21 protein-coding genes and 1 riboswitch are annotated in these 24,399 nt (G+C 62.7%); of the genes, 20 read left to right on the top strand and 1 reads right to left on the bottom strand.

Annotated elements, in window-relative coordinates:
* Positions 1 to 42 precede the first annotated feature (42 nt).
* The 20 genes from H5T73_08730 to H5T73_08825 all read left to right on the top strand — a co-directional run bounded on the left by H5T73_08730 (position 43) and on the right by H5T73_08825 (position 21,132).
* On the top strand, positions 43 to 459 hold the full coding sequence (locus H5T73_08730; GenBank protein MBC7247850.1) for a hypothetical protein: 417 nt from the start codon (positions 43 to 45) through the stop codon (positions 457 to 459).
* A gap of 118 nt (positions 460 to 577) precedes the next feature.
* A complete protein-coding gene (locus tag H5T73_08735; GenBank protein ID MBC7247851.1) occupies positions 578 to 1,990 on the top strand; it encodes an RHS repeat-associated core domain-containing protein in 1,413 nt (470 codons plus the stop codon).
* A 38-nt stretch (positions 1,991 to 2,028) separates the two neighbouring features.
* Positions 2,029 to 2,295 (top strand): hypothetical protein, encoded by a 267-nt coding sequence (locus H5T73_08740; protein MBC7247852.1) that lies wholly within the window; start codon positions 2,029 to 2,031, stop codon positions 2,293 to 2,295.
* Between the two features lie 21 nt (positions 2,296 to 2,316).
* On the top strand, positions 2,317 to 3,021 hold the full coding sequence (locus H5T73_08745; GenBank protein ID MBC7247853.1) for a hypothetical protein: 705 nt from the start codon (positions 2,317 to 2,319) through the stop codon (positions 3,019 to 3,021).
* Positions 3,022 to 3,244: 223 nt separating this feature from the next.
* Positions 3,245 to 4,582 carry an RHS repeat-associated core domain-containing protein gene (locus H5T73_08750; GenBank protein ID MBC7247854.1) on the top strand — a complete coding sequence of 446 codons (1,338 nt, stop codon included), beginning with the start codon at positions 3,245 to 3,247 and terminating at the stop codon, positions 4,580 to 4,582.
* A 20-nt stretch (positions 4,583 to 4,602) separates the two neighbouring features.
* Positions 4,603 to 5,631 carry a hypothetical protein gene (locus H5T73_08755; protein MBC7247855.1) on the top strand — a complete coding sequence of 343 codons (1,029 nt, stop codon included), beginning with the start codon at positions 4,603 to 4,605 and terminating at the stop codon, positions 5,629 to 5,631.
* 143 nt (positions 5,632 to 5,774) lie between these two features.
* Entirely contained in the window at positions 5,775 to 6,470 is a 696-nt protein-coding gene (locus tag H5T73_08760) for an RHS repeat-associated core domain-containing protein (GenBank protein MBC7247856.1), read from the top strand.
* 90 nt (positions 6,471 to 6,560) lie between these two features.
* Entirely contained in the window at positions 6,561 to 7,598 is a 1,038-nt protein-coding gene (locus H5T73_08765; protein MBC7247857.1) for an N-acetyl-gamma-glutamyl-phosphate reductase, read from the top strand.
* A gap of 73 nt (positions 7,599 to 7,671) precedes the next feature.
* On the top strand, positions 7,672 to 8,856 hold the full coding sequence (argJ, locus tag H5T73_08770) for a bifunctional glutamate N-acetyltransferase/amino-acid acetyltransferase ArgJ (GenBank protein MBC7247858.1): 1,185 nt from the start codon (positions 7,672 to 7,674) through the stop codon (positions 8,854 to 8,856).
* Positions 8,857 to 8,922: 66 nt separating this feature from the next.
* Positions 8,923 to 9,807, top strand: a complete 885-nt coding sequence (gene argB, locus H5T73_08775) for an acetylglutamate kinase (GenBank protein ID MBC7247859.1) — start codon at positions 8,923 to 8,925, stop codon at positions 9,805 to 9,807.
* 170 nt (positions 9,808 to 9,977) lie between these two features.
* Positions 9,978 to 11,171 carry an acetylornithine transaminase gene (locus tag H5T73_08780; protein ID MBC7247860.1) on the top strand — a complete coding sequence of 398 codons (1,194 nt, stop codon included), beginning with the start codon at positions 9,978 to 9,980 and terminating at the stop codon, positions 11,169 to 11,171.
* A gap of 49 nt (positions 11,172 to 11,220) precedes the next feature.
* Positions 11,221 to 12,153: an ornithine carbamoyltransferase gene (gene argF, locus H5T73_08785; GenBank protein MBC7247861.1), complete on the top strand. Its 933-nt coding sequence runs from the start codon at positions 11,221 to 11,223 to the stop codon at positions 12,151 to 12,153.
* Between the two features lie 9 nt (positions 12,154 to 12,162).
* Positions 12,163 to 12,609 (top strand): arginine repressor, encoded by a 447-nt coding sequence (gene argR / locus H5T73_08790; GenBank protein ID MBC7247862.1) that lies wholly within the window; start codon positions 12,163 to 12,165, stop codon positions 12,607 to 12,609.
* 235 nt (positions 12,610 to 12,844) lie between these two features.
* On the top strand, positions 12,845 to 14,074 hold the full coding sequence (locus H5T73_08795) for an argininosuccinate synthase (protein MBC7247863.1): 1,230 nt from the start codon (positions 12,845 to 12,847) through the stop codon (positions 14,072 to 14,074).
* Between the two features lie 98 nt (positions 14,075 to 14,172).
* On the top strand, positions 14,173 to 15,558 hold the full coding sequence (gene argH / locus H5T73_08800; GenBank protein ID MBC7247864.1) for an argininosuccinate lyase: 1,386 nt from the start codon (positions 14,173 to 14,175) through the stop codon (positions 15,556 to 15,558).
* A 582-nt stretch (positions 15,559 to 16,140) separates the two neighbouring features.
* Positions 16,141 to 17,877, top strand: a complete 1,737-nt coding sequence (gene polX, locus H5T73_08805) for a DNA polymerase/3'-5' exonuclease PolX (GenBank protein ID MBC7247865.1) — start codon at positions 16,141 to 16,143, stop codon at positions 17,875 to 17,877.
* Between the two features lie 80 nt (positions 17,878 to 17,957).
* Entirely contained in the window at positions 17,958 to 18,278 is a 321-nt protein-coding gene (locus H5T73_08810; GenBank protein MBC7247866.1) for a YbjQ family protein, read from the top strand.
* A 78-nt stretch (positions 18,279 to 18,356) separates the two neighbouring features.
* A complete protein-coding gene (locus H5T73_08815) occupies positions 18,357 to 18,752 on the top strand; it encodes a hypothetical protein (GenBank protein MBC7247867.1) in 396 nt (131 codons plus the stop codon).
* Between the two features lie 158 nt (positions 18,753 to 18,910).
* The gene (locus tag H5T73_08820) at positions 18,911 to 19,885 is read left to right on the top strand and encodes an NGG1p interacting factor NIF3 (protein ID MBC7247868.1); all 975 of its coding nucleotides are present in this window, start codon (positions 18,911 to 18,913) and stop codon (positions 19,883 to 19,885) included.
* A 119-nt stretch (positions 19,886 to 20,004) separates the two neighbouring features.
* Positions 20,005 to 21,132, top strand: coding sequence for a tetratricopeptide repeat protein (locus H5T73_08825; protein ID MBC7247869.1), 1,128 nt, complete (start codon positions 20,005 to 20,007; stop codon positions 21,130 to 21,132).
* A 97-nt stretch (positions 21,133 to 21,229) separates the two neighbouring features.
* Here H5T73_08825 and H5T73_08830 read toward each other — a convergent pair whose 3' ends face one another.
* Positions 21,230 to 23,662 (bottom strand): PBP1A family penicillin-binding protein, encoded by a 2,433-nt coding sequence (locus H5T73_08830; GenBank protein MBC7247870.1) that lies wholly within the window; start codon positions 23,660 to 23,662, stop codon positions 21,230 to 21,232.
* A 441-nt stretch (positions 23,663 to 24,103) separates the two neighbouring features.
* A riboswitch (cyclic di-GMP riboswitch) is annotated at positions 24,104 to 24,186 on the top strand.
* The last annotated feature ends 213 nt before the right edge of the window (positions 24,187 to 24,399 follow it).

Below are 24,399 nucleotides of genomic sequence, written 5' to 3' on the forward strand. Positions count from 1 at the left end.
CGTCAACCCGCAATATTTAATGATAAGGTGGTGCTATAAAGCATGCAGAAGGTCAAGATCGAGAGCGAGGAAGCTAAGCTCAGGGAATATGTATCTATACAGTTGAAGGACACATCCATAATATTAAGTCAAGGATATGCTACTTTGATGGGTTGGCGAGGGCCAAAACGCTGTTTTGTTTGCATCACTAATTCGCAGATTATTATTCTTTGGCTGGCAAAACGTTATAGCGAATACCAGGAAATGGATTATATAGATTATGAAGACATTGTTGCCGTGCGGTATAAGCTTGGCCTAATTATTCCTTTGATCGTATCGAAGATTTATAACCAAAAACCTTTTACGCCGCGACTGCGCATTTGCACAACTGATGGGAACCGACTATCATTTGCATTTGATAATCAGGATATTGCAAAGAAAATATATACAGAGCTTAGGGGAAGAATATCGAATTCATAGGGAACGGATTAAGGCACAAGGAGATGAGCACAGCAAAGCCCCCTCTTCTCCGGAGCTTTCTGGGAGCTACGCCTACGACCGCCTGGGCAGGCTCACGGGGGCGGATGGCCCCTCCGCCATGCCCGACTATTCCTACGCCTACGACCCCCGGGGGCCGCTGTCGCGAAAGACCGAGACCCCGCCGGCGGGGGACCCCGTCGTGACCGCCTACGCCTACGACGCCGCGGGAAGGCTCTCCTTCGAATACCGTCCCTCGGACCCGGCCGCCCACCTCACCGACTACTCCTGGGACCCCGCGGGGAGGATGGTCTCGGCCTCGGGCGAGCGCGGCATCTCCTCCCTTGCCTGGGACGGCCTCTCCCGCCTGGTCTCCGCCGCCACCCCCGGGGACGGGGGCACGGAGAGGGTCTCCTCCTACGCCTACGACCACCTGGGAAGGATGCTCGCAAGGGAGGAGAGGGAAGACGGCGCCTCCTCCTCCACCCTCCTTCTGCCCTTCGCCCTCACCCGGGAGACCGCGGCCCTCTACGACCCGGAGGGGGAGGGACCCGGCGCCCTCCTCTTCTCCTTCCTCTCCGGCCCCTCCGGCACCCGCCTTGCCCAGACCGACCACAGGAAAGACCCCGGGGAGACCACCCACCCCTTCCGCTCCCCCCGCGGGGACGTCCTGGCCCTCCTGGACCGGGACGGGAACCCCACCCGGACCTACGCCTACTCCCCCTACGGGGAGACGGAGGAGGGATACTCAGAAGAAGGCACCCCCTTCCTCTTCCAGGACGACTACCTGGACCCTGAGACCTCCCTCTACCACATGCAGGCCCGCTGGTACGACCCCTGCTCCTCCTCCTTCCTCTCCCCCGACCCGGAGATGGGGGAGGCGCAGGACCCCCAGGCAAGGCTCCCCTACGCCTACTGCGCGGGAGACCCGGTGTACAACTCCGACCCCTCTGGCAGGACCTACATGGGGGACGAGGATGATGAGATCAACAAGACCCCCCTGGGAAGGCTCGCCGCGCTCCTGGGATACTCTTCAGTTGCCGCCATGCTCATGGGCCAAAGCGAAGGCAACAAGCGCCCGCTGGCACAGGCCGTACGCGAGAAGATAAACAAGATAAAAGCTGAAAAGAGAGCGGGAAAGAGCGCTGCTGCCCCCAACCCGGAAGGGACGTATATTGGTCCGCGCGAGCGGACGATATTTGAACCCGATTACGATCGGTATTTCTGGCATGATCCCTGGTTCTTTGAAAACGAGCCGAAACATGAAAGTTACCCCAACACCTACACGGAATGGAAGTCGGTTCCCGTGAACACCTCCTCGCGAGACTGGAGGACATCACTCCGTCTCCTTTCGGCAATCGCTAAGGGCGTAGTCGCAGTATTTGCAGCGGGGGTAGGTCTTTACCAGGGTGCACTCGATGTGGGAGCTTCCGCCATCGAGGATGTCGGTTATGCCGTCACCTATTTCCAGCCGGTGGGCATCGCCTGGTGCCCCTATTTCTACGCGCCGAGGAGGGGTGGCATAAGTTCTTAGCCGAAATTACCCCAGACGCCGAAATAACTCATTACCCTATGGGCCCCAGCGATACCTATACCAAGGAACCCTTCAAACAATACCCGCGCGAAACCGACTATGCCTACGAATTGCCCCCCGGGACGCGTATCATCGTCTACCAGGGCCTGGAGGATTTCCTAAACCCCTACGGCAACCCTAAGAATGTTGTCGCCTATGCCTATCCGCCAAGCTTCACCCCGGACGAAACAGGGGTGCAGGAGAAGATGTCACAGAACCCCAGTTTCATCGTACAGCCCGATGGCTCGCTGTTGAGGGTAAACTGATCAATAACGGAGGTTGATAAGATGAGAATAAAGTGGCATAAAAGGGGAATCCCTGTCCTCTTGGCGATAGTTATGGTTATTTTACCCATGGCGCTAATGAATAGTTGCTCCAAGCATCAGGATTTAAGCAATGAGGCTCAAGTATCAACAGAGGATATATTGTTAAAATGCGTTGATGCCATGAGAGAAAAGAAGAGTATGAAAATCATTAGTGAACAATGGTTCAGAAGTAATGGAGATATAGGTATTCAGAAGAAATCAGAAGTATATAGGACCTTTCCAGAAACCAGCCATACTGTCTACGAGCATGAGGGGCCAATCTACCCCGATGATATTGTTGAGGTATGGCGCTTCGGGAAAGAGAAATATGTGCGTTATGGTGACGAAAGGATCGAAACTTCAATAGCAGAAGACAATGACATTTTCCCCGAGCTGAAACTATTAGAGATGGCCCAAGAAGCAGAATTTGAAAGAGTAGAAAACTTAGAAGGTGTAAATTGCTATGTAATTAACGCTAAAATGCCCCATGATTTAGTGGATGTTCGCAACGGTTATCTGCTCGCAAAATTCTATATTGATGAAAGAGACTATCTCCTAAGGAGATTGATAGTGGAAGACTACCCGATTAGATATTTTGACCAAGCCTATGATGACAGCTATGTGCAGTATTTGGACATATCGTATTCGGAATACGATCGCAGATTTGAGATAGTGCCACCCAAATGAGCGCCTTGTATTCTAGCTTTTCCAAAGAGCAAAGTGTTGCTGCTACTCGTACTACCCCTGCTCCCGCCCCCTCACCCTCCCCCTTGCTCCCGCGGGGGAGGGGACGCCCACCTCCTCCCTCTCCCACTCCTGCGACCCTTATGGCAGAATAGAGTCCATGGAAAGGGAGAGGGGAGGGAAGGATAGGGCTTCGGTCACCCGCGTCCACGTTCAAGGGGACTGGATGGTAGAACGTTGCCCCTTCATCTCCGACCCCTCCGGCACCCGCCTTGCCCAGACCGACCACACGAAAGACCCCGGGGAGAGAACCCACCCCTTCCGCTCCCCCCGCGGGGACGTCCTGGCCCTCCTGGACCGGGACGGGAACCCCACCCGGACCTACGCCTACTCCCCCTACGGGGAGACGGAGGAGGGATACGCGGAAGAAGGCACCCCCTTCCTCTTCCAGGACGACTACCTGGACCCCGGAACCTCCCTCTACCACATGCAGGCCCGCTGGTACGACCCGGCCTCCTCCTCCTTCCTCTCCCCCGACCCGGAGATGGGGGAGGCTTCCGACCCCCAGGCAAGGCTCCCCTACGCCTACTGCGGAGGAGACCCGGTGTACAACTCCGACCCGGAAGGAAAGACCCCCAGGGACCTCGCCCTGGCCATGCGTAACCCCGCCCTGGCCGGGATGATCATGAAGAACCGGGCCCTCATGCTCGCCATCCTCTTGAAGCCCGGCAGCGGAAGGAAAGGCTCCTTTCTGGGCGGCCTCCTCGGCAACAGGAGAAGGGCGGAGGAGAAAGCGGAGAGGTCCGGTTGGCCCCTGATAGATGTGAAGCCTCGCACGCAGGAACAACTAAACGCCCCCTTCATACCCAACGAGATAGCGGGAAGGTTCGGAAAAGCGGAGTTGTCTTTCATATGGATGTGGGCACTGGGCACGGGAAGGGGAGAAAGGCTGGACCCCTTCCTCAAGCTTCTTGGGGTTGAAAAGGAGGGGGGAGAGACCATACCCGAGTTCCTCGCAAACATCGCCGGCGGCAAGGGGACATTCCTGAATAGAGTGCGAGTCAATTTCACCATGCTTTCCTTTCAGGAGAAGATCCTTGTCAGCTCCTTTTACAACCCGATGACCCAGGAGCTGGACATAGAGAAGTTCGGGGCCATAACCGAGTTCTGCATGATGCGGGAGGTATACGACATAAAGCAACTTACCGAGGAATCCTGGGCGGGTAGAACACCTGTTTTGGGTTGGCTGTTCCGTAAAGCCATGACTCCCGCAAGGTGGGTAGAGTCCACCCTGACCCACCGGGCCGTGAACATCACCTACGGGCCCACCACTCTGCGCAAGATGATGCAAGCAGCACAACTCCTGAACTATGCGGTGGTGGAAAAAGATAGGTGGGAGGAAGCAGCCGCACAAATAAGCACGCTTGGAGACTCCCCCAGTACAGGCGGAGTGCTTTTCAACGACCCCGTGTATCGACGTTTTGAAAATACTGTGCTCAGTGTTACCGCCGATTGGGCATCTGAACTCTTTAAGGTGTTCTATAAAGAGGGCAAGTTGGACTGATTGAGATAAGGGGTGATCTGATGATGTCTTATATGAATAGGGATAGAAGGTTTATTGCAATCATCCTTATGTTCATCCTTGCTTATTCCTGTACGGCGATGGCGGCATGCGGGGGATTAGGAAAGAAATCTTCCGGCTATACATGGGAAAAGGTGCTTGAAAACCAGGGGTTAAGCCTCGTTGATATATCGATTCTTGACGAAAGCAATATCTGGGCCATCGATTGGGTGGATGAGGTAAATGGCTTATTTTCAAAAGCACCATTCTTTAATGGCAAAGGGTGGGATAAACAGTATTCATTTGAAGGTTCAATGTTAACCGATATATATATCTGTGACGTGCCCAACATTTGGGCTGTAGGAAGCTACAAGTTAGAAGAAGGCTTATACCCAGGAAGGATATTTTCTTATGACGGGCAATGTTGGCAGATGAGATTTGAAACTCAAGATAAATCAGGGCTGATAAGCGTAATCGTCTTAGATGAGAATCACGTTTGGGCGGCCGGAAAAGGCATCTATTTCTTCAATGGGTCGGAGTGGTCAAAGCAGTTTGAGTCAGCCGAGCGGCTTCAAAGCATTTATGCCCTGGATGCTGACGACGCTTGGGCGGTCAGCGAAAGCGGGATGATCTATCACTTCGACGGTTCCTCCTGGAGCGAACAGCAGAGGCTGCATTTCCCCAATGAGAGATTCTTTATATCCCACGCACGGATGCATGCGCTTGATGAAAGTCACGCATGGGCAGCCCTCTACGACACGGAATCGGAGATAACCAGGATATTCTTCTTCGACGGCTCGTCCTGGGAGGAGCAGCTGGAACTGCCCAGGACCATGGTGGTCACGGGGATACATGCGCTGGACGAAAAACATGTCTGGGCGAGCTGCGGCAACGCCTTTGGCAAGCAATGCCCCATCCTCTTCTTCGATGGAAGGGAGTGGAGCATACAGGAAGAGTGCGACGAGTCCCTGATAGGAATAAAAGCATTAAGCGAGGATGAGATTCTTGCCGTGGGGGAAAGCGGAAGCATCTACAAGGGCAGGAAGGATTAAGGCCGTCAATGCTCATCACGGCAGGAAAGCAAAATGGGCATCCCAATCCTGCGACCCCTGTGGCAGGATAGAGTCCATGGAAAGAGAGTGGGGAGGGAAGGACAGGGCTTCGGTCGCCCGCGTTCACGTTCAGAGGGGACTGGATGGTAGAACGCCGCCCCTTCCTCTCCGACCCCTCCGGCACCCGCCTTGCCCAGACCGACCACACGAAAGACCCCGCGGAGACCACCCACCCCTTCCGCTCCCCCCGCGGGGACGTCCTGGCCCTCCTGGACCGGGCCGGGAACCCCACCCGGGCCTACGCCTACTCCCCCTACGGGGAGACGGAGGAGGGATACTCAGAAGAAGGCACCCCCTTCCTCTTCCAGGACGACTACCTGGACCCCGCCACCTCCCTCTACAACATGCAGGCCCGCTGGTACGACCCCTGCTCCTCCTCCTTCCTCTCCCCCGACCCGGAGATGGGGGAGGCGCAGGACCCCCAGGCAAGGCTCCCCTACGCCTACTGCGGAGGAGACCCGGTGTACAACTCCGACCCCTCTGGCAGGACCTACATGGGGGACGAGGGCTGGCTGGCCCAGGGGTATTCCCCCGAGATCGCCCTGGGCCTGGCCGTAACCGGCATGCCCATCCCCCTCAAGATAAACATGGACCAGGACATGGCGATAACCTTCTCCGTGAAGAACGGCAGAAAAGCCCGGGCAAAGGCGCAGAGGTCCTCTCAGCCCCCCTCCCCGCGTTACGGCTGGCAGGAGCTTTCCCGCCTCAACCCGGGATATATGCTGATCACCTACGCCTTCGACAGGCTGGGCAGAGCGAATAAGAGACACGGGCATTGACATGACGTAAGCTCGCATATCCATGGCTGGGGCTTGACATGAGGACATAAATATGCATTATAATGCAATATAATGTAGATGGGAGTGATAATCGTGAAAGTAGGAATCATAGGCGCATCCGGGTATACAGGCGCTGAATTGATGCGCATCCTCTTCATGCACCCGCATATCGAGATTGCTTACATAACAGCGCATACTTATGCAGAGAATAAGGTAGCTGACCTTTATCCCCACCTGCATCCCCTGGGCGGCCTCGACTTCCAGGAGTTCGACGCCGCCAAGGCGCTGGAGGCGGCCGACCTCCATTTCGTGGCGCTTCCGCACGGGAAGGCCATGGAAGTGGTCCCTTCCCTTCTGGAGGGAGGCGCAAGGGTGGTGGACCTCTCGGCGGACTACCGCCTGAGGGATCCCGGGCTCTACGAATCATGGTACGGGATCGCCCACACCTCGCCGAGCCTTCTCGCGGAGGCGGTCTACGGACTGCCGGAGCTGGCCGCTGACAAGATAGCGGGTGCGAGCCTGGTCGCCGTTCCGGGCTGCTACCCCACTGCCGCCCTCCTGGCGCTGGCGCCACTGGTCGCACGGGGATACGACCTGGAAGGGGCGGTCATCGACGCCAAGTCAGGGGTTTCCGGCGCCGGCAGGACCCTCTCTCTCGCCGCGCATTTCGCCCAGGCGGAGGGAAGCGTGAAGCCTTACGGCGTGGGCTCCCACCGCCATATGCCGGAGATCGAGAACGTGTTGGGCGCCCTTGCCGGGAAAGAGGTGAAGGTGGTCTTCGTGCCCCATCTCGTGCCCATGAGCCGCGGCATCCTGGCCACGTGCTACGTGCGGACGGCGGGCGGCATCACGGAGCGGGAGGTGGAGGAGGCCTACCGGGAGTTCTACGGCGGTTCCCCGTTCGTCGTCTTGCTGGAGAGGGGCCGCTTTCCCGAGACCAAGTGCGTCGCGGGCAGCAATTACTGCCACCTGGGATGGCACCTGGACGAAGCGAGGATGACGCTGACCGTGGCCGCGGCCATCGACAACCTGGTGAAGGGGGCGTCCGGGCAGGCGGTGCAGTGCATGAACCTCATGCTGGGATACGAGGAGGCGACCGGGCTCGGGGCCCTGGGAATATTTCCCTGAGAGCTGTTTGGCGCGCCGAAGAGAGGCCCGGTGAATAAAGAGAGGCCCGGTGAAGAGAGTTGGTGACGGGAGCATGACCGTGGATCATCTTGAGCAGCAAGGCGGGGTGTGCGCACCGCAGGGCTTTCTGGCCGCTGGGGCGTCCTGCGGCCTGAAGGCGAGCGGCGACCTCGACCTGTGCCTAATCGTCTGCGAGGAACGTTGTCCCGCGGCGGGAGTCTTCACCCGCAACGCGTTCCGCGCGGCCCCCGTGCTGCTGACCATGAAGAACCTGGAGGACGGTTACCTGCAGGCGGTGGTGGCCAACAGCGGCAACGCCAATGCCTGGACGGGCGAACGCGGCCGCGAAGACGCCGCCCTCATGGCGGCCCTGGCGGCGGAATGCCTGGGCATCCCGGCGGAAGACGTTGCCGTGGCCTCCACGGGGGTGATCGGGAGTCACCTGGATATGGAAAAGATTAACAGAGGCATCCGGGCGGCGGCGTCCGGCCTGAAGCGCGATGGCAGCCACGAGGCGGCGAAGGCAATAATGACCACGGACAAGGGCCCCAAAGAGGCGGCGGTGAGCTTCGGCGGTTTCACGGTGGGGGGCATCGCCAAGGGGGCGGGAATGATCCGTCCCGAAATGGCCACCATGCTGGCCTTCCTGACGACCGATGCGAAGACATCCCCTCCGGAGCTCGCCGAGGGCCTGCGCAGGGCGGTGGACCGCACCTTCAACCGCATCACCGTGGACGGGTGCACCAGCACCAACGACATGGTGGTGGCCATGGCCAGCGGCAGGTCCGGGGTATCTCTGGGCGCGGAGGAGGTGGCGGAGGCGTTCCTGCCCGTTTGTTCTCGCCTCGCGCGCGCCATCGTCAGGGATGGAGAGGGGGCCACGCGCCTCATCGTGGTGCGCGTGCACGGGGCGCGCGACCTGGAGGAAGCGCTGCTGGCCGCCAGGGCGGTGTCGGAATCCCCCCTGGTGAAGACGGCGTTCTTCGGCCGTGATCCCAACTGGGGGCGCGTGGTGCAGGCGCTGGGAGCGGCCATACGCGACCTTGACGAGGCCGGTGTAAGGGTCCTCTTCGGCGGCCTGGAGGTTGCCGGGGGCGGACATCCCGTGCACGCGGACGAGGCAGGCTTGAAGAAGGTCATGTCGTCCGAGGAGGTGGAGCTGGACATTCACCTGGGCAGGGGGGATGCGGAGGAGGAGGTACTTACCTGCGACCTCGGTTACGAATACGTGAGGATAAACGCGGAGTACCACACCTGAGGCGGCAGTCGGCGGAAGAGGCGCACGAGGAAACGGGTGGTGAAAGGCGACCCAAAGGAGAAGGAGATGAAAGCGGCCAAGGAAAAGGCGAGGGTGCTCATGGAGGCGCTCCCCTACATCAAGGAATATTACGGCAAGACGGTGGTGGTGAAGTTCGGCGGCAACGCCATGGAGAACGAGGCGCTCAAGGAGAGCTTCGCCTCCGACATCGTGCTCATGCGCTACGTGGGCATCAACCCGGTCATCGTGCACGGCGGTGGGCCGCAGGTGAGCGAGTACATGGAGAAACTCTCGCTCGAGGTGCAGTTCGTGGACGGCCACCGGGTCACCGACGCCGCCGCCATGGAGGTGGCCAAGATGGTCCTGGTGGGGAAGGTGAACAAGGAGATCGTGTCCCTCATCAACGGGCACGGCACCCTCGCGGTGGGCCTGTCCGGCGAGGACGGGAACCTCATCATCGCCGCCAAGCGCCGGCACCGGGCGGAAAAGGGGGACGTGGACCTGGGTTTCGTGGGAGAGGTGAAGAAGATCAACCCGGGGATACTGCACAACCTCATACGGGATGAGTACATCCCCGTGGTGGCGAGCATCGGGGTGGACGAGTCCGGCCAAAGCTACAACATCAACGCCGACCTGGTGGCGGGGGCGCTGGCCGGAGCCCTGCGGGCGGACAAGCTCATCTACCTTACCGACGTGGACGGGATCTACCGTGACCTGCAGGACAGGAAGAGCCTCATACCGGAACTGGATGTGGCGGAGGCCGGGGAATTGGCGCAAAGCGGCATCCTGAGCAGCGGCATGCTGCCGAAACTCGAGAGCTGCGTGGAGGCAGTGCGCGCGGGAGTGCGCCGGGCCCACATCATCAACGGCACGGTGGAACACGCGCTTCTCCTGGAGCTCTTCACCGATGCCGGCATAGGGACCATGGTGCGCGCGGGGTCGGATGGGTGATGCGAGACGGGAGCCCGGACGGAACGGGGACCTGGTAAGAACAGGAAGAGGGTAAAAGGGAACCGTGAAAGCCAAACGGCTGCCAAGGCTAAAGACGAACGGCGACAAAGGCTAAGGACGAACGGGAACCGAACAGGAATAGAGGGAACCAGGACAAGAAGGAGCATCTGATGTACGACCTGGAGTGGGTTGAGAAAACGGACGCTGAATGCCTCATGTCGACCTACCGCCGACTGCCGGTTCTCTTCGTCAGGGGGCACGGCACCCGGCTCTGGGACCACGAGGGGAAGGAGTACGTGGACTTCGTCTCCGGGCTCGGGCCCTGCGTGGCAGGTCACTGTCACGCCGAGATAATCGCCGCGGTGGCCCGCCAGGCGTCCCAGCTCATCCACGTTTCCAACCTTTACCATACGTTGCCCCAGGCCGAGCTGGCGGAGATGCTCACGCGCCTCACCTTCGCCGACCGGGTTTTCTTCTGCAACAGCGGCACTGAGGCCAACGAGGCCGCCATCAAGCTGGCCAGGAAGTACATGCGCACGGTGCGCGGCGAGGACCGCTACAAGGTCATCTCCGCCCTGAGGTCCTTCCACGGGCGCACCTACGGTTCCCTCGCGGCCACGGGTCAGCCCGAGAAGGCGGAGCCTTTCCGGCCCTTGCTCGAAGGTTTCGTGCACGTCCCTTTCAACGACGAGGATGCCCTGAGGGACGCGGTGGACGAAAGCACGTGCGCGGTGCTGCTGGAGCCGGTGCAGGGAGAGGGAGGGGTATACGTGGCCGAGCCCTCCTTCCTCGAGGCGGCGAGGGAAGCCTGCAACGAAAAGGGAGCGCTCCTCATCCTTGACGAGGTGCAGACCGGCATGGGACGGACGGGCACCCTGTTCGCCCACGAGCAGTTCGGGGTGCTGCCCGACATGATGGTGGTGGCCAAGGGGCTGGCCGGCGGCCTGCCCATCGGAGCCCTGCTGGCCACGGAGGAGGTGTCCAGGGGTTTCTCGCCCGGGGATCACGGGAGCACCTTCGGCGGTAACCCGGTAGTGTGCGCCGCAGCGCTGGCCGTGCTCACCGTGCTGCGAGAGGAACAACTGGTGGAGAACGCCGCGCGCGTGGGACGGCATTTCATCGCACGCCTGCGCGAGCTGCAGGGAAAGGCCGCATGCGTGGCCGACGTGCGCGGTCTCGGGCTCATGCTCGCCGTGGAGCTGGAGGGGAAGGACGCCGCGCAGGTGGCCCTTTCCTGCCTGGAGAGGGGATACGTGGTGAACAACATCGGGGAGAGGATACTGCGTTTCCTGCCGCCCCTCTCCGTCTCCACCCGGGAGGTGGACGGCCTCGTCGCCGTGCTGGAGGAGCTGCTGAGATCTTGAGGGCGGTCATATCAGGAAGAAGAGAGGTCGGATCGGAAAGAGAAAAAAGGTGAGGGAAGTGGTTCTCAAGGGAAGGGATTTTCTAAGCGTTGCCGACCTGGGGGCGGAGGAGCTGCTCCTCCTGCTCGAGGAGGCGGCGGCCTTCAAACGCTCCCTGCGCGAGGGGAACGTGGTGCGCGGCCTGCGGGGGAAGATGGTGGCCCTCGTGTTCCAGAAGCCCTCGACGCGCACGCGGGTGTCCTTCGAGGCCGCGGTGCACCACCTGGGAGGACACCCGTTGACGCTCAACGCTTCCGAGCTGCAGCTGGGAAGGGGTGAGACCATCGGCGACACGGGAAAGGTTCTCTCGCGCTACGTGCACGCCATAACCCTGCGTACCTTCGCCCACCGGGAGGTGGAGGAGCTGGCGGAGGCGGCGACGGTGCCGGTGATCAACGCCCTGACCGACCTGGAGCATCCCTGCCAGATCCTGGCAGACCTCCTCACGGTGAAGGAGCATTTCGGCGACCTGCGGGGTCTGCGCCTGACCTACCTGGGGGACGGGAACAACGTCGCCAATTCCCTGGCCCTGGGTTGCGCCCTGGCGGGGATGTACTATATCGCCGCCTGTCCGGCCGGCCACGCCCCCGACGCCGCCGTGCTGGCACGGGCCCGCGCCCTGGGGGGCGAGGACGCGGTGCGGGTGGTGGAGGACCCGGAGGAGGCGGTGAGCGGCGCCCACGTCCTCTACACGGACGTGTGGTTCTCCATGGGGCAGGACAGGGAGCCGGGCAAGGAGGCGAGCCTGCGTCCCTACCAGCTCAACGCGGAGTTGTTGGAGCGGGCGGCACCGGAGGCGGTGGTCATGCACTGCCTTCCCGCGCACAGGGGAGAGGAGATCACCGACGAGGTCATCGACGGGCCGCGTTCCCTGGTCTGGGACCAGGCTGAGAACCGCATGCACGCACAGGCGGCCCTGCTCCATCTCCTTGTCGGGGAATGAGGGGAGAACTTGGACAGGAAGCGCAGGAGAGAGCTGATCCGGGAGCTGATCGAGAGCAACAGCCCCTCCAGCCAGGCCGAGTTGGTGGAGTTGCTTTCCAGGAGGGGCGTGGTGGTCGACCAGTCCACCGTGTCAAGGGACCTGAAGGAGATGGGTGCCGTGCGCCTTCCCGGGGGTAGGTACGCCCTGCCCGAGGCGGGAGAGGCGCCAGCGGACGAGCGCGAGCTGGCGCGTGGCCTGCGCGAGTTCGTCCTCTCAGTCGAGGCCAGCGGCAACCTGGTGGTGTTGCGCACCGCTCCCGGGAACGCGCATGCCATGGCGGTTATCCTGGACCGGGCGCGCCTTCCGCAGGTGGCGGGGACGGTGGCCGGCGACGACACCATCCTGGTGGTGGTGAGGGAGGGCTTCCGGGCGGCGGACATGGCGCGGGAACTGCGCGGGCAGGGCGGGCTGTGAGCGGCCGTCGCCGGTAGATGAAGGGCGTGAGGCCCCGCACGGCTCCGCGCGTGCCGGGTCGGCGGCGCGGCGTAGGCAGCGAGGCGGCGGGCTGTTATCCTTTGATAATGAGTCGCGTCATATCGTGAGCGGGGCGAGCGAGCTCCTTCCGGAGCGGCGAGTCATTTGCTCGCGTTGGAAAGAGGGGCCACGGTGTGCGGCACCGGGCGGCGAGGACTTCAAGCGAGGCGAAGGGATCATGAAGGAAACGGTGATACTGGCCTACTCGGGAGGATTGGACACCTCGGTGGCCATCAGGTGGCTGCAGGAAAGGTACGGCATGGAGGTGGTGGCCCTGGCCGCCGACCTCGGGCAGCCGGGAGACCTGGAGGAGGTCAGGCGGAAAGCGCTCGAGATCGGAGCCGTGGACGCCGTGAACCTGGACCTGCGCGGAGCGTTCGCCGAGGATTACGTGCTCCCGGCGCTGAAGGCCAACGCCCTCTACGAGGGGAAGTACCCCCTGGCGACCTCGCTCGCCCGTCCACTCATAGCGGCGGCGCTTGTGGAGGAAGCGCGAAAACGGGGAGCCACGGCGGTGGCCCACGGATGCACGGGAAAGGGAAACGACCAGGTGCGCTTCGACCTCACGGTGATGGCGCTGGGGCCGGACCTGCGCATCATCGCCCCCCTGCGGGAATGGAACATGTCCCGCGAGGAGGAGATCGAGTACGCGCGCGAGCGCGGCATACCCGTTCCTGTGACCATGGAGAGCCCCTACTCCGTGGACGAGAACTTGTGGGGGCGCAGTTGTGAGGCGGGCATACTCGAGGACCCCACCGTGGAACCCCCCGAGGACGCCTTCGCGTGGACGGTATCCCCCGCGCAGGCCCCGGATGAGCCGCGCTACGTCGAGATCTCTTTCGCGGGCGGGAGGCCGGTGGCCTTGGACGGGGAGGAGCTGGGGCTGGTGGAGCTCATACAGCGCCTCAACCGCCTGGGCGGCGAGCACGGGGTGGGCAGGATCGACATGGTCGAGAACCGGCTGGTGGGCATCAAGTCGCGCGAGATATACGAGGCGCCGGCGGCGTCCATCCTCATCGAGGCCCACCGCGCCCTCGAGGCCCTGACCCTTACCCGGGAGACCATGCATTTCAAGCCGTTGCTGGAGGGGAAGTTCGCGGAGCTGGTCTATTTCGGGCTCTGGCACGATCCCCTGCGTTCCGCCCTTGCGGCAGCGGTGGAGGCCACCCAGGGAGTGGTCTCGGGCGAGGTGAGGGTGAAGCTCTTCAAGGGGAGCTGCACGGTGGTGGGGAGGAGCTCGCCCTGCTCGCTGTACGATTATTCCCTTGCCACATACGACCGCGCCGACGCCTTCAGCCACCGCGCGAGCGAGGGTTTCATCGAATTGTGGGGCCTGCCCCTGAAGGTGTGGGGGAGAAAGCAGGGCGAGGGCGGTAGCGGCGCCGGGGAGGGCGGCCGGGAATGAGCGTGCGTGCCGCTTTGCGGCGAATGGAGGGAAGAGCGGGGCTTACGGAGGCGGTTCCCGCGTGCCGCTCGAGTCTGTCGGGCAAGGAGTGAGAGCCGATGAAACTCTGGGGAGGAAGGTTCGAGAAGGAGACCGAGGGAATGGTGCACGAGTTCACCTCCTCGCTTTCTTTCGACCGTAGGCTCGCGCCCTACGACCTGAGGGTCAGCGAGGCGCACGCCCTGGCCCTGCGGGAATGCGGCGTGCTCTCTCGCGAGGAGTGCGAGGTCGTGGTTGACGCCCTGCGGCGCATGAGGAAGGAGCTGGAGGAGGGCACCTTCCCCTTCCGGGATGACGAGGACGTGCACACCGCGGTGGAGAGGGTACTGGTGGAGAGGCTGGGCGAGACGGGGGCCAAGCTGCGTACCGGGCGGAGTCGCAATGACCAGGTGGCGGCGGACCTGCGCCTCTACCTCATGGACGAGAGCGACGCGCTCTGCCGGCGGCTCGTGGACCTCATGTCGTGTCTCCTGGACAAGGCGGAGGAGAACCTCGGCGCGGTCATGCCCGGATACACGCACCTGCAACCGGCGCAGCCTGTGCTGCTCTCCCATCACCTGCTGGCCTACTGCGAGATGTTCGGGAGGGACCTTGAAAGGCTGGAGCAGTCCCGCTCGCGCATGGACCGCTGCCCGCTGGGAAGCGGGGCCCTTGCCGGGGTGACCTTCGCCATCGACCGCGCGTTGCTGGCCGAGGAAGCGGGTTTCTGCGACGTGACCGCCAATTCCATGGACGCCGTGAGCGACCGCGATTTCGTCGCCGATTTCCTCTACGCGGGCGCTCTCATCGCCGTGCACCTCAGCCGGCTTGCCGAGGAGATGGTGCTCTGGGCCAACCCGCGCTTCGCCTTCCTCGTCCTGGACGAGGCCTATGCCACGGGCTCCTCCCTCATGCCCCAGAAGGCGAACCCGGACGTGGCGGAACTGGTGCGTGGGAAGGCGGGGAGGATGGTCGCACACCTCGTCTCCCTCCTCGTCATGCTCAAGGGGCAGCCCCTTGCCTACAACCGCGACCTGCAGGAGGACAAGGAAGCGGTCTTCGACGCCGCCGACCAGCTGCGCTCCATGCTGGAGGTCATGACAGGCGCCATGCGCACGGCCGCCTTCGACAGGGAGAGGATGGCGGAGGCGGCGCGCGAGGGGTACCTGAACGCCACGGACCTCGCGGATTACCTCGTGGGCAAGGGTATCCCCTTCCTGCGCGCCCACGAGATCGCCGGCAGGGCTGTGAGGGTCTGCCTGCGGAAGGGCGTGAGCCTGGAGGAGCTTCCCCTGGAGGATTACCAGGAACTGGAAGATAGCATCGGGGAGGACGTGTACCGGCGTCTTGCCCTCGAAGCGTGCGTGAGCGCCAGGGACGTTCCCGGCGGCACCGCGCCGCCGCGCGTTGAGGAGGCCCTGGCGGAGGCCCGCCGTCGTCTTGAGAAGAGGCGGCACCGCCGCTGAGCGTCCCTTGCGGCCGATGCCGGCCGTTTGCGCATTTATCCTGCTTCCGGCCCCTTCTTCCGGCGGCCGGGCCGCCGGGTAACGGTCTCGCTCGACACCGCGTGCCTTTCTCATAAATCCGAGACCTTGGGAAAGGCGTCCTCGCTGCGACCGACCCGGTCGTTCCCGGCCTTTGTTGGGTACGTGTCCGTCCTTCTTCCAGCCCGGGGCCTCGGGGTAACGTTTCCCTCGACAACGCGTTCCATCCACGTGCTTCCGGGCTCCCGGCAAAGGCCTCCTCGCTATGGCCGACCCCTTTGCTCCCCGGGACGGGTGGGTCGCGGAAAAGCGGGGCAGGCAGTTGCCTTCCGCCCACACACGGTCCCGGCGTGCGGGTCAGTTTATCGGGGTCTTGCGGAGGAGACTGGCGGGAGGGATGCGCGGAAAGTCCATCGGAAGGCATATTTCATGGCAGGTAAACGGTATATACTAATTGGGGCGGCGGAGCGATGGTGGATAAGGCCGGGTCGGCAGGAAGGGCCTGAGCATGTGCTGGTAAAGATTGGGATATCGGGCGGGGGAAAGACGTAGCGCTTGACGGACATGGGAAAAGTCGACGAGCTGGTGAAGGCCTTCGAGGAGATGGCGGAGCTCTCCGATATCAAGGGGGAGGTCCGCTTCAAGGTGAACGCGTACCACCGCGCCGCGGAGGTGGTGCGCGAGCACGGGGAGGAGCTCCTGCAGCTCGACGACGTGAAGGAGCTGCGCAGGTACAAGGGCATAGGCGAAGGGATCGCCAAGAAGATCCTCGAGTTCAAGCGCACGGGGACCATCTCGAAGCTGGAGGAGCTCAAGGAGGAGATACCCGTTGAGCTCATCTCCCTCCTCCAGGTGCCCAACCTGGGACCCAAGCGCGCTAAGCTGGTCTACGACGAGCTGGGGGTGCGCACCATCGAGGAGCTGGAGGAGGCGGCGGAAGCCCACCGGCTGGCCGAGTTGTACGGCATGGGGCCCAAGGCCGAGCAGAATATCCTCGAGGGCATACGACACCTGCGCACCACCACCGGCCGCCTCCCGCTCCACCAGGCCCATCGCATACAGGAGGAGATCATCTCGCAGCTGCGGGAACGCATTTCCGGGATCGCCCTGAGCGCGGCGGGAAGCCTGCGGCGCATGAAGGAGACCATCGGGGACATCGACATCCTGGCCGGTGCGCGGGATACCGCGCCGGTCATGGAGGCCTTCTGCACCCTTCCCGGGGTGGAGAGGGTCCTCCTGCGGGGGGATACCAAGAGCTCCGTGCAGACGTCGGACGGCCTCCAGGTCGACCTGCGCGTGGTGCTCCCGGAGGAATACGGGGCGGCCCTGCAGTACTTCACCGGCTCCAAGGAGCACAACGTGAAGGTGCGGGAGATCGCCAAGAAGGCGGGCAAGAAGATAAACGAGTACGGGGTCTTCCGCGTCAAGGACGGGCGCAGGCTGGCAGGGAAGACGGAAGAGGAGGTCTACCGGGCGCTGGGCATGGCCTGCCCGCCCCCCGAGCTGCGCGAGAACAGGGGAGAGGTGGAAGCGGCGCTGCAGGGCACGCTGCCTGACCTGGTGGAGCTCACGGACATCAGGGGCGACCTCCACGCGCACAGCGAGGCCAGCGACGGCATCGCGAGCCTCGAGGAGATGCGCGCTGCGGCGGAGGCCCTCGGCTACCGCTACCTGGCCATAACCGATCACGCGCGAAACCTGAGGGTGGCCAACGGGCTGGAGAGGGAGAGGCTGCTGCGACAGGTCGAGGAGATAAGGGAATTGAACGCAAGGGGCGATTCGCCGGTCACCCTCCTCTCCGGCAGCGAGCTGAACATCGGCAACGAGGGCGAGCTCGATTACGACGATGAGGTCCTTTCGCGGCTGGACGTGGTGATCGCATCGGTGCACGGCGGTTTCCGGCAGTCGCGGGAGCAGGTCACGCGGCGCATCCTCGCGGCGGTGCGCAACCCGCACGTGAAGATCATCGCCCACCCCACGGGAAGGCTTATCGGGCAGCGAGCCCCCTACGAGGTGGACCTGGCGGCGGTGATGCGGGAGGCGGCGGAGACGGGGACCGCGCTCGAGCTCAACGCCTTCCCGGACCGCCTGGACCTGTGCGACGAGAACCTCATGGAGGCGAGGAGGCTCGGGGTCATGATCGCCCTGGGCACGGACGCCCACCGCCGCGAGCACCTGGGCTTCATGCTCTACGGAGTGGCCACGGCCCGAAGGGGTTGGCTGGGCAGGGAACACCTGCTCAACACCATGGATACGCAGGAGCTCCTGGCCTGGCTGTGGCGGGGGAGGGAGCGCTCTTGAGCCCCGGGCCGGCGTCGATTTGATATGTGCTTGAGCTGAATGCTTGTCCGGGTGATGGGTAGCGCGAGAAGGGATGCGCCATGTTTCTAACCAAAATGGATCACGTGCCGGGTTACCGGGCGGAACGGGTCCTCGGGTTGTGCATGGGGCAGACCATAAGGGCCAAGCACGTGGGGAAGGACATCGCCGCCGGACTGAAACAGATAGTGGGCGGGGAGTTGAGGGGATACACGGAGATGATGCAGGAGGCGCGGGACGAGGCGATACAGCGCATGGTCCAGCAGGCTACCGCCATGGGAGCCAATACCATCCTCAACGTGCGCTTCATGACCACCAGCGTGATGCAGGCGGCAGCCGAAGTCACGGCCTACGATACCGCAGCCGTGCTGCTTGCCGAGTAGTGATATCCTGAGGGGGGACGAAGTACTGTTCGGGCGCATGGGACGAGGACGGACCGGCTTTCTGGAGAGGGGGTCGACATGGAGATCAGGAAGAACGAGATCATTCCCTTGGGATACGGAAAGTACTACCGCTCGGACAAGATCGTGGGCCTGGAGCCCATAGGCGAGGACCGCGGCCCGGCGAGACGCACCTACGTGTACGTGGAAGGCCGCAGCGAGCCGGTGATCGCTTCCCGCGCGGAGGGGACCATACTCCGTGACCTGGTCATGTCGCGGGAGGAGGCGGAGGCCTCGGTGGCCCTCGACCTGCTGGAGAGGATCCTGCACGAGATGGAGAAGGTGGGCCCCATCCTGCGCCGCAGCATAAGGGAGGAGACCGGCTTGGACCTGGATGACATCGCCTCGCGCATCCGCCGCGTGCTCGCCCGCGAGGATGAGGGGGAGGAGCTCGACCAGGGGGCGCTGTTCACGTGAGGTGAGCGGCGGGGACGTCCCGCCGCGACCCGGGAGCCGCTGCGGGGGGCGGCCGCCTATTTCATGGCGGGAAGGCAAACGGGTGGACCGGAAAAACCAGGCAGGGAAGCGGCTGGGGCGGCAAGGGCCGCAAGAGGATTCGCGTAAGGAGGTTGACGTTGAAACTGGGTGAGATTCAGAAGCTGGCCGTGAAGATGGGCATGGAGAAGGATCCCCGCGGCAAGGAGGAGATAAAGCGCATCCTCGCCGCCAACAGGGAGAAATACGAGAAGTTGTCGGAGAAGGAGAAGCGATATTTCGACCTCGAGAGCCTGGAAAACCCCTTCGCCGACTCCCGCATACTGGTGGGGGACGAGGACGTGGAGGTGAAGGCGGCCCTGGTGGGCATCGACATGGAGGTCCCCGAGGTGCTCCTCGCCGACCGCCTGCGCGAGAAGGGGGAGCGGGTGGACCTCATCATCAGCCATCATCCCGAGGGCAAGGGACTGGTGAACCTGGACAAGGTGATGGCCCTGCAGGCGGACGAATGGTATCGCCACGGGGTGCCCATAAACGTGGGCGAGGCCCTCATCGGAAAGAGGATGCAGGAGATATACCGCGCCTTCCTCCCCCGCAACCACGAGCGCGCCCTCGACGCGGCGCGCCTCCTGGGCATACCCTTCATGAGCATGCACACCGTTGCCGACAACCAGGTGTACGCCTACCTCAACGATTACTTTGCGCGCAAGAAGCCGCGCACGGTGGGGGATGTCGTGGACCTGCTCCTCGAGATACCGGAATACCAGGCGGCGGCGCGCCTCCAGGCGGGCCCGACGGTGATCGTGGGCAAGAGGGAAAACCGCGCGGGGAAGATCATGGTGGACATGACCGGCGGCACGGAGGGGCCCCAGGAGGTGCTGGAAAAGCTTGCCACGGCGGGCGTGGGCACGGTGGTGGCCATGCACTACTCCGAGAAACACCGCGAGGAGGCCGAGAAGCAGAAGCTCAACGTCATCATCGCGGGACACGTGGTCTCGGATTCCCTGGGCATGAACCTCATCCTCGACCGCCTGGAGGAGAGGGGGGTGCACATCATCCCCGTTTCCGGCCTGGTGAGGGTGTCTCGCGCGCGCAAGAAGCAGGGTCGCGGATGAATCCCGTAGAGGCGGCGCCTAAACTGCTTGAAAATATCGACGCCAACGATTATGCATGGATGTAGAATGAAGGAAAGGGCGCCCCGGGGAGGGCGGGTCTTGACTGGAGGCGCAGGCAAGTGAGCGAAGGATACAGGCTGCTGGAGCAGGGAGAGAGGCTGCTGGCGGAGAACAGGGTCGAGGAGGCCATCGAGCGTTTCCGCCGCTACCTCGATTACTATCCGGACGACGTGGAGGGTCAGTACCACCTGGGCATCGCCCTGTACGAGAAGGGCGAACTGGACGAGGCGGCCCTGCGCTTCCAGAGGGTCCACGAGCTGGACCCCGAGGACCCCCGCGCTTACGACGGCCTGGCGCTGGTGACCATGGAGAGGGGCGATTTCTTCTGGGCGGCCCACTATTACCGGGAGGCTCTGAAGCGCGACCCCGACAACCCCGATCTCCTGAACGAGCTGGGCATCGCCTACCACGAGCTGGGCGAGGACGACAAGGCGATGCAGGCTTACGAGCGCGCCATCGAGCTGGACCCCAACTTCGGCTATCCCTACTATAACCGGGCCCGCCTGCTGGCGGAGAAGGGGGAATACGCGGAGGCCATAGAGGACCTGGAGGTGGCCATCAGCCTTTACAAGGGGGAGAAGGACAAGCTCACCGACGTGCTCTTCGAGCTGGCGGGCATCTACGAGGAGATGCTCGACGACGAGAAGGCGGTGGAGGTCTACGGCGAGATCCTCATGCTGGACCTGGAGAACGTGGAGGCGCTGTCCAGCCTGGGCTCCATCCACCTGGACCGGGGGGATTACGAGAAGGCTGCCGCCTATTTCGACCAGGTCATCAAGCTGGACCCGGAGAACGACAACGCATACCTTGAAAAGGGCTATGCCCTCGGTTGCATGGGCAAGCTTGACAAGGAGCTGGAATACCTCGACAGGTGCCTGTCGATAAACCCCGGCAACAAGTACGCCCTGAGCAATAAGGGCGCCGCCCTCATGGAGCAGGGGAGGCTGGAGGAGGCCGAGGAGCTCTTCCGCCGGGCCATCGATGTCGACCCCCAGTATTCCTGGCCCTATTACAACCTCGCCTGCCTTCTCGCCCTGCGGGGCGACAGGGACGCATCGCTGCGCTACCTCAAGCGCGCGCTTGAGCTCGACCCCTCCCTCAAGGCGGACGCTGCAAGGGATGCCTGCCTGGACAAGGTGAGGCGCACCGACGCCTTCCGGAGGCTGCTGGAGGACAAGAACACCTGAGCGGGGTGGCACGTGGCCGGGCTCACTGCCCGGATCCCACCGCAACGGGAGCGGCGGTGACGGGCTTTCAGCGCGGGTCGTCGACGCGTCGGGGCGGTCAGGGGCTGGCGCCGACCTCGATGATCACCGTCGCGCCGGGGGAGGCCGTGCTGCCGCCCCCCGGGAACTGGCTGATGACCATCCCCACCAGGGCCGGGTCAGGCGTCGCTCTGGAATATACCTGGTACGTGAAACCGGCCGAGGAGAGCTTCTGTTTCGCGGCCGCCTCGCTCATGCCCACCACGTTGGGCACCGTCACGTCCGCGGACGGTCCCTTGCTGACGGTGATGACGACGGTGCTCCCGCGAGACATCACCGTGCCTCCCGGGGGAGATTGCCCGACCACCATGCCCTTGGGCACGAGGCTGGAGTTCACGTAGTTCACGGACACGCTGAAGCCCGCGTCCTTGAGGGCGGAGGAGGCGGCGGCCTCCTCCATCCCCGTAACGTCGGGAACGGACGCCTCCCTCTGCTGGTCATGGAGGTTGCACCGCTCGGTGGGCTCCTCGCCGCGGCGGAAGGCCTTCCTCTCCGTGTGGGGGCAGTAGGGGGTGGCGAGGAGGCCGCTCTCCGTGCATATGGTGACGGTGACCGTCTCCTCCTCCTCTTCCTCGGCCCCGTACTCGGCCTTGGGGAAATCGCTGGGCGGCACGTCCTTGAGGGCCTTCTCGGCGAACTTCTTCCATATCTGGGCGGGGAAGGTCCCGCCGTACACGGTTATGCCGTGCACGTTGCGCATGGGCACCAGCCCCTGGGGATAGCCCACCCATACCGCGGCCGAGAGGTCGGGGGTGTACCCGCAGAACCAGGCATCGGCGTAATTGTCGGTGGTGCCCGTCTTGCCCGCCTGAGGACGGTCGATGCGGGCCGACCTGCCCGTGCCGTGCCGCACGGCGTCCTGGAGGATGGAGTTCACCACGGCCGCCACGTCCTCGCGCACCACCCGCTTCCCCTTGGGAATGTTTTCCAGGATAACGTTGCCGTCGGCGTCCGTGACCTTCCTCACGCAGATGGGCTCGTAATGCACGCCGTTGCAGGCCAGCGTGCCGAAGGCGCTCGCCATCTCCAGGGGGTTCACCCCGTTGGTCAGGGCTCCCAGGGCGATGGAGGGGTAGGGGTCGATCTGCGAGGTGATGCCCATGGCCTTGGCCATCTGCACCACCCTCTGGGGCCCCACGTCGCGGATGAGCCGCGCGAAGACCACGTTCACCGAGCGCACGGTCGCGGTGTAGACGTTGATGGACCCGTAGCTCGAGCCCTCGCAGTTCTCCACCTTCCACTTGGTCCCGTCGGAGAACTCCAGGGTGGTGGGGGAGGAATCGTAGGTCTTGTAGGGCGAGATGCCGTTGCTGATGGCCGTGGTGAGGACGAAGACCTTGAAGGCCGAACCGGGCTGGCGGCCGCCCTGTGCGGCGATGTTGTACTGCAGCTTGGTGAAGTCCTTGCCCCCCACCATGGCCTTGATCTCTCCCGTGCGGGGATCGACGGCGCAGAGGGCGGCGCTGGGGTCCCCCGGCTTGTTGAGGGTGCTGGCGATGGCCTCCTCGGCGTACCGCTGCATGTCGAGGTCGATGGTCGTGTAAACCCGCAGTCCCCCGCGGAATATGATGTCGTCCGGGGAGAGGTCGCCGAAACGGGCCCGCAGGTCCTGGTCCGCCGCGAAGACGTTGTAGAGGTACTTCTTCACGTATTCCACGAAGTAGGGGGCCACCTGGCTGGGGGCTTCCTCGGGGAGGGGCTTGACCTCCACCGGCTTTGCCTTGGCCTCCGCCGCCTGTGTCCTGGTGATGTAGCCCTGTTCCTCCATCTTGTCCAGCACCAGGTCGCGCCTCTTCCTGGCCGCCTCGGGGTTGAGATAGGGGGAGTAGTAATTGGGGATCCTGATCACCGCCGCCAGAAGCGCGGCCTCCTCCAGGGAGAGTTCCGACGGCTGCTTTCCGAAGAAGGTCTGGGAGGCTGTCTTCACCCCGTAGCAACCCTGTCCGAAATAGACGTCGTTCAGGTACATCTCGAGGATCTTGTCCTTGGAGTACCTGCGCTCCAGCTGGTTGGCCAGGCTCGCCTCCTCGATCTTCCTCCAGTAGGTCCTCTCCTTGCCGGTGAGCGTGTTCTTGACGTACTGCTGCGTGATGGTGGAAGCGCCCTGCACCACCTTTCCCTGCACCACGTTGGTCCAGAAGGCGCGCAGTATCGCTTTCCAGTCCACCCCGCCGTGCTGGTAGAAACGCTCGTCCTCGATGGCGATGACCGCGTGCTGGAGATCGGCGCAGACCTCGTCGAGCGAGACCATCTCGCGGTGTTGCTCGCCGTGCAGCTCGGCGATGACGGTGCCGTCGGCGGCGATGATCTGCGAGGTCTGGTCCATGCGGTGCCTCCCCAGCTTCTCCAGCGCGGGGAGGCCGATGCCGGTATAGAACCACAGGAAGAAGCCCCCCACAATGAGGCACAGGCAGAGGAAGAAGATCAGGCCTATACGCAGCAGTACCCGCATGGCGCTCGTAGCACCCCGCTTTCAGACTCTGTATCGACCGTCTCTATTATAGCAACCTGCACGGATCCCGCAGCGGAAGCTGTTGATCCCGTGCGGGCGACCGTACGCTGATCCCGTGTAGAAGCCTGTTTCGTCTTGAACGGCGTCCTTCGACAATACATAACCCATATTTTCTTGGACGCATCATCTTGGCCATTAGATTCCTGCAAGATATTTCCTCGATATTCCCATGCCTCCTTCATTTTTTCAGGCGTTTCTTTAGCCGCTGGCACGGCGCAAATATGCTTGCTATGCTTGATAATCCCAGGATGAAATGGTATACAATGTATGAATTTATAAGCTAGGACATTTATGGGGAAGAAAAGGGGTGCAATAAGAGGTTTAAACTCTCACTTAATGGGTATCTTACGAAAGCAGCGCGTGTTTACGTATCCTGTTCGTAAGAACTTGGGAAGCGATGATCCCCGGTTTGAAGTCTGGTCACCTGAACCGGGAGGAGCTAGTGGTGAAACCGGCCTGATCGGATACGCGGTTGGCCGGTTTTTTCGTGGAAAGGGAGGCATTACGGCAAAGGGGTGAGTGAGTAGGCGCGTATTAATGGTCTCGGAAGGAAAGCGATTATTTAAACTAGTTTAATATGAAGGGGCAGCTGCCACTGCCCCTAGGCACACTGTGAGCCCGGCTAGGCCTTTAGTGCACCCATATTTAATTTTAATACAAGTCGGCCGCCAAGGGAA

It is taken from the genome of Actinomycetota bacterium (assembly GCA_014360655.1).
Lineage (GTDB): Bacteria > Actinomycetota > Geothermincolia > Geothermincolales > RBG-13-55-18 > JACIXC01.

Coding starts and splice junctions, on each gene's coding strand:
- argH (MBC7247864.1), top strand. CDS start 14,173: ATGAAACTCTGGGGAGGAAGGTTCGAGAAGGAGACCGAGGGAATGGTG.
- H5T73_08745 (MBC7247853.1), top strand. CDS start 2,317: ATGAGAATAAAGTGGCATAAAAGGGGAATCCCTGTCCTCTTGGCGATA.
- polX (MBC7247865.1), top strand. CDS start 16,141: ATGGGAAAAGTCGACGAGCTGGTGAAGGCCTTCGAGGAGATGGCGGAG.
- argB (MBC7247859.1), top strand. CDS start 8,923: ATGAAAGCGGCCAAGGAAAAGGCGAGGGTGCTCATGGAGGCGCTCCCC.
- argJ (MBC7247858.1), top strand. CDS start 7,672: ATGACCGTGGATCATCTTGAGCAGCAAGGCGGGGTGTGCGCACCGCAG.
- H5T73_08730 (MBC7247850.1), top strand. CDS start 43: ATGCAGAAGGTCAAGATCGAGAGCGAGGAAGCTAAGCTCAGGGAATAT.
- H5T73_08735 (MBC7247851.1), top strand. CDS start 578: ATGCCCGACTATTCCTACGCCTACGACCCCCGGGGGCCGCTGTCGCGA.
- H5T73_08760 (MBC7247856.1), top strand. CDS start 5,775: ATGGTAGAACGCCGCCCCTTCCTCTCCGACCCCTCCGGCACCCGCCTT.
- H5T73_08755 (MBC7247855.1), top strand. CDS start 4,603: ATGATGTCTTATATGAATAGGGATAGAAGGTTTATTGCAATCATCCTT.
- H5T73_08750 (MBC7247854.1), top strand. CDS start 3,245: ATGGTAGAACGTTGCCCCTTCATCTCCGACCCCTCCGGCACCCGCCTT.
- H5T73_08830 (MBC7247870.1), bottom strand. CDS start 23,662: ATGCGGGTACTGCTGCGTATAGGCCTGATCTTCTTCCTCTGCCTGTGC.
- H5T73_08810 (MBC7247866.1), top strand. CDS start 17,958: ATGTTTCTAACCAAAATGGATCACGTGCCGGGTTACCGGGCGGAACGG.
- H5T73_08815 (MBC7247867.1), top strand. CDS start 18,357: ATGGAGATCAGGAAGAACGAGATCATTCCCTTGGGATACGGAAAGTAC.
- H5T73_08780 (MBC7247860.1), top strand. CDS start 9,978: ATGTACGACCTGGAGTGGGTTGAGAAAACGGACGCTGAATGCCTCATG.
- H5T73_08740 (MBC7247852.1), top strand. CDS start 2,029: ATGGGCCCCAGCGATACCTATACCAAGGAACCCTTCAAACAATACCCG.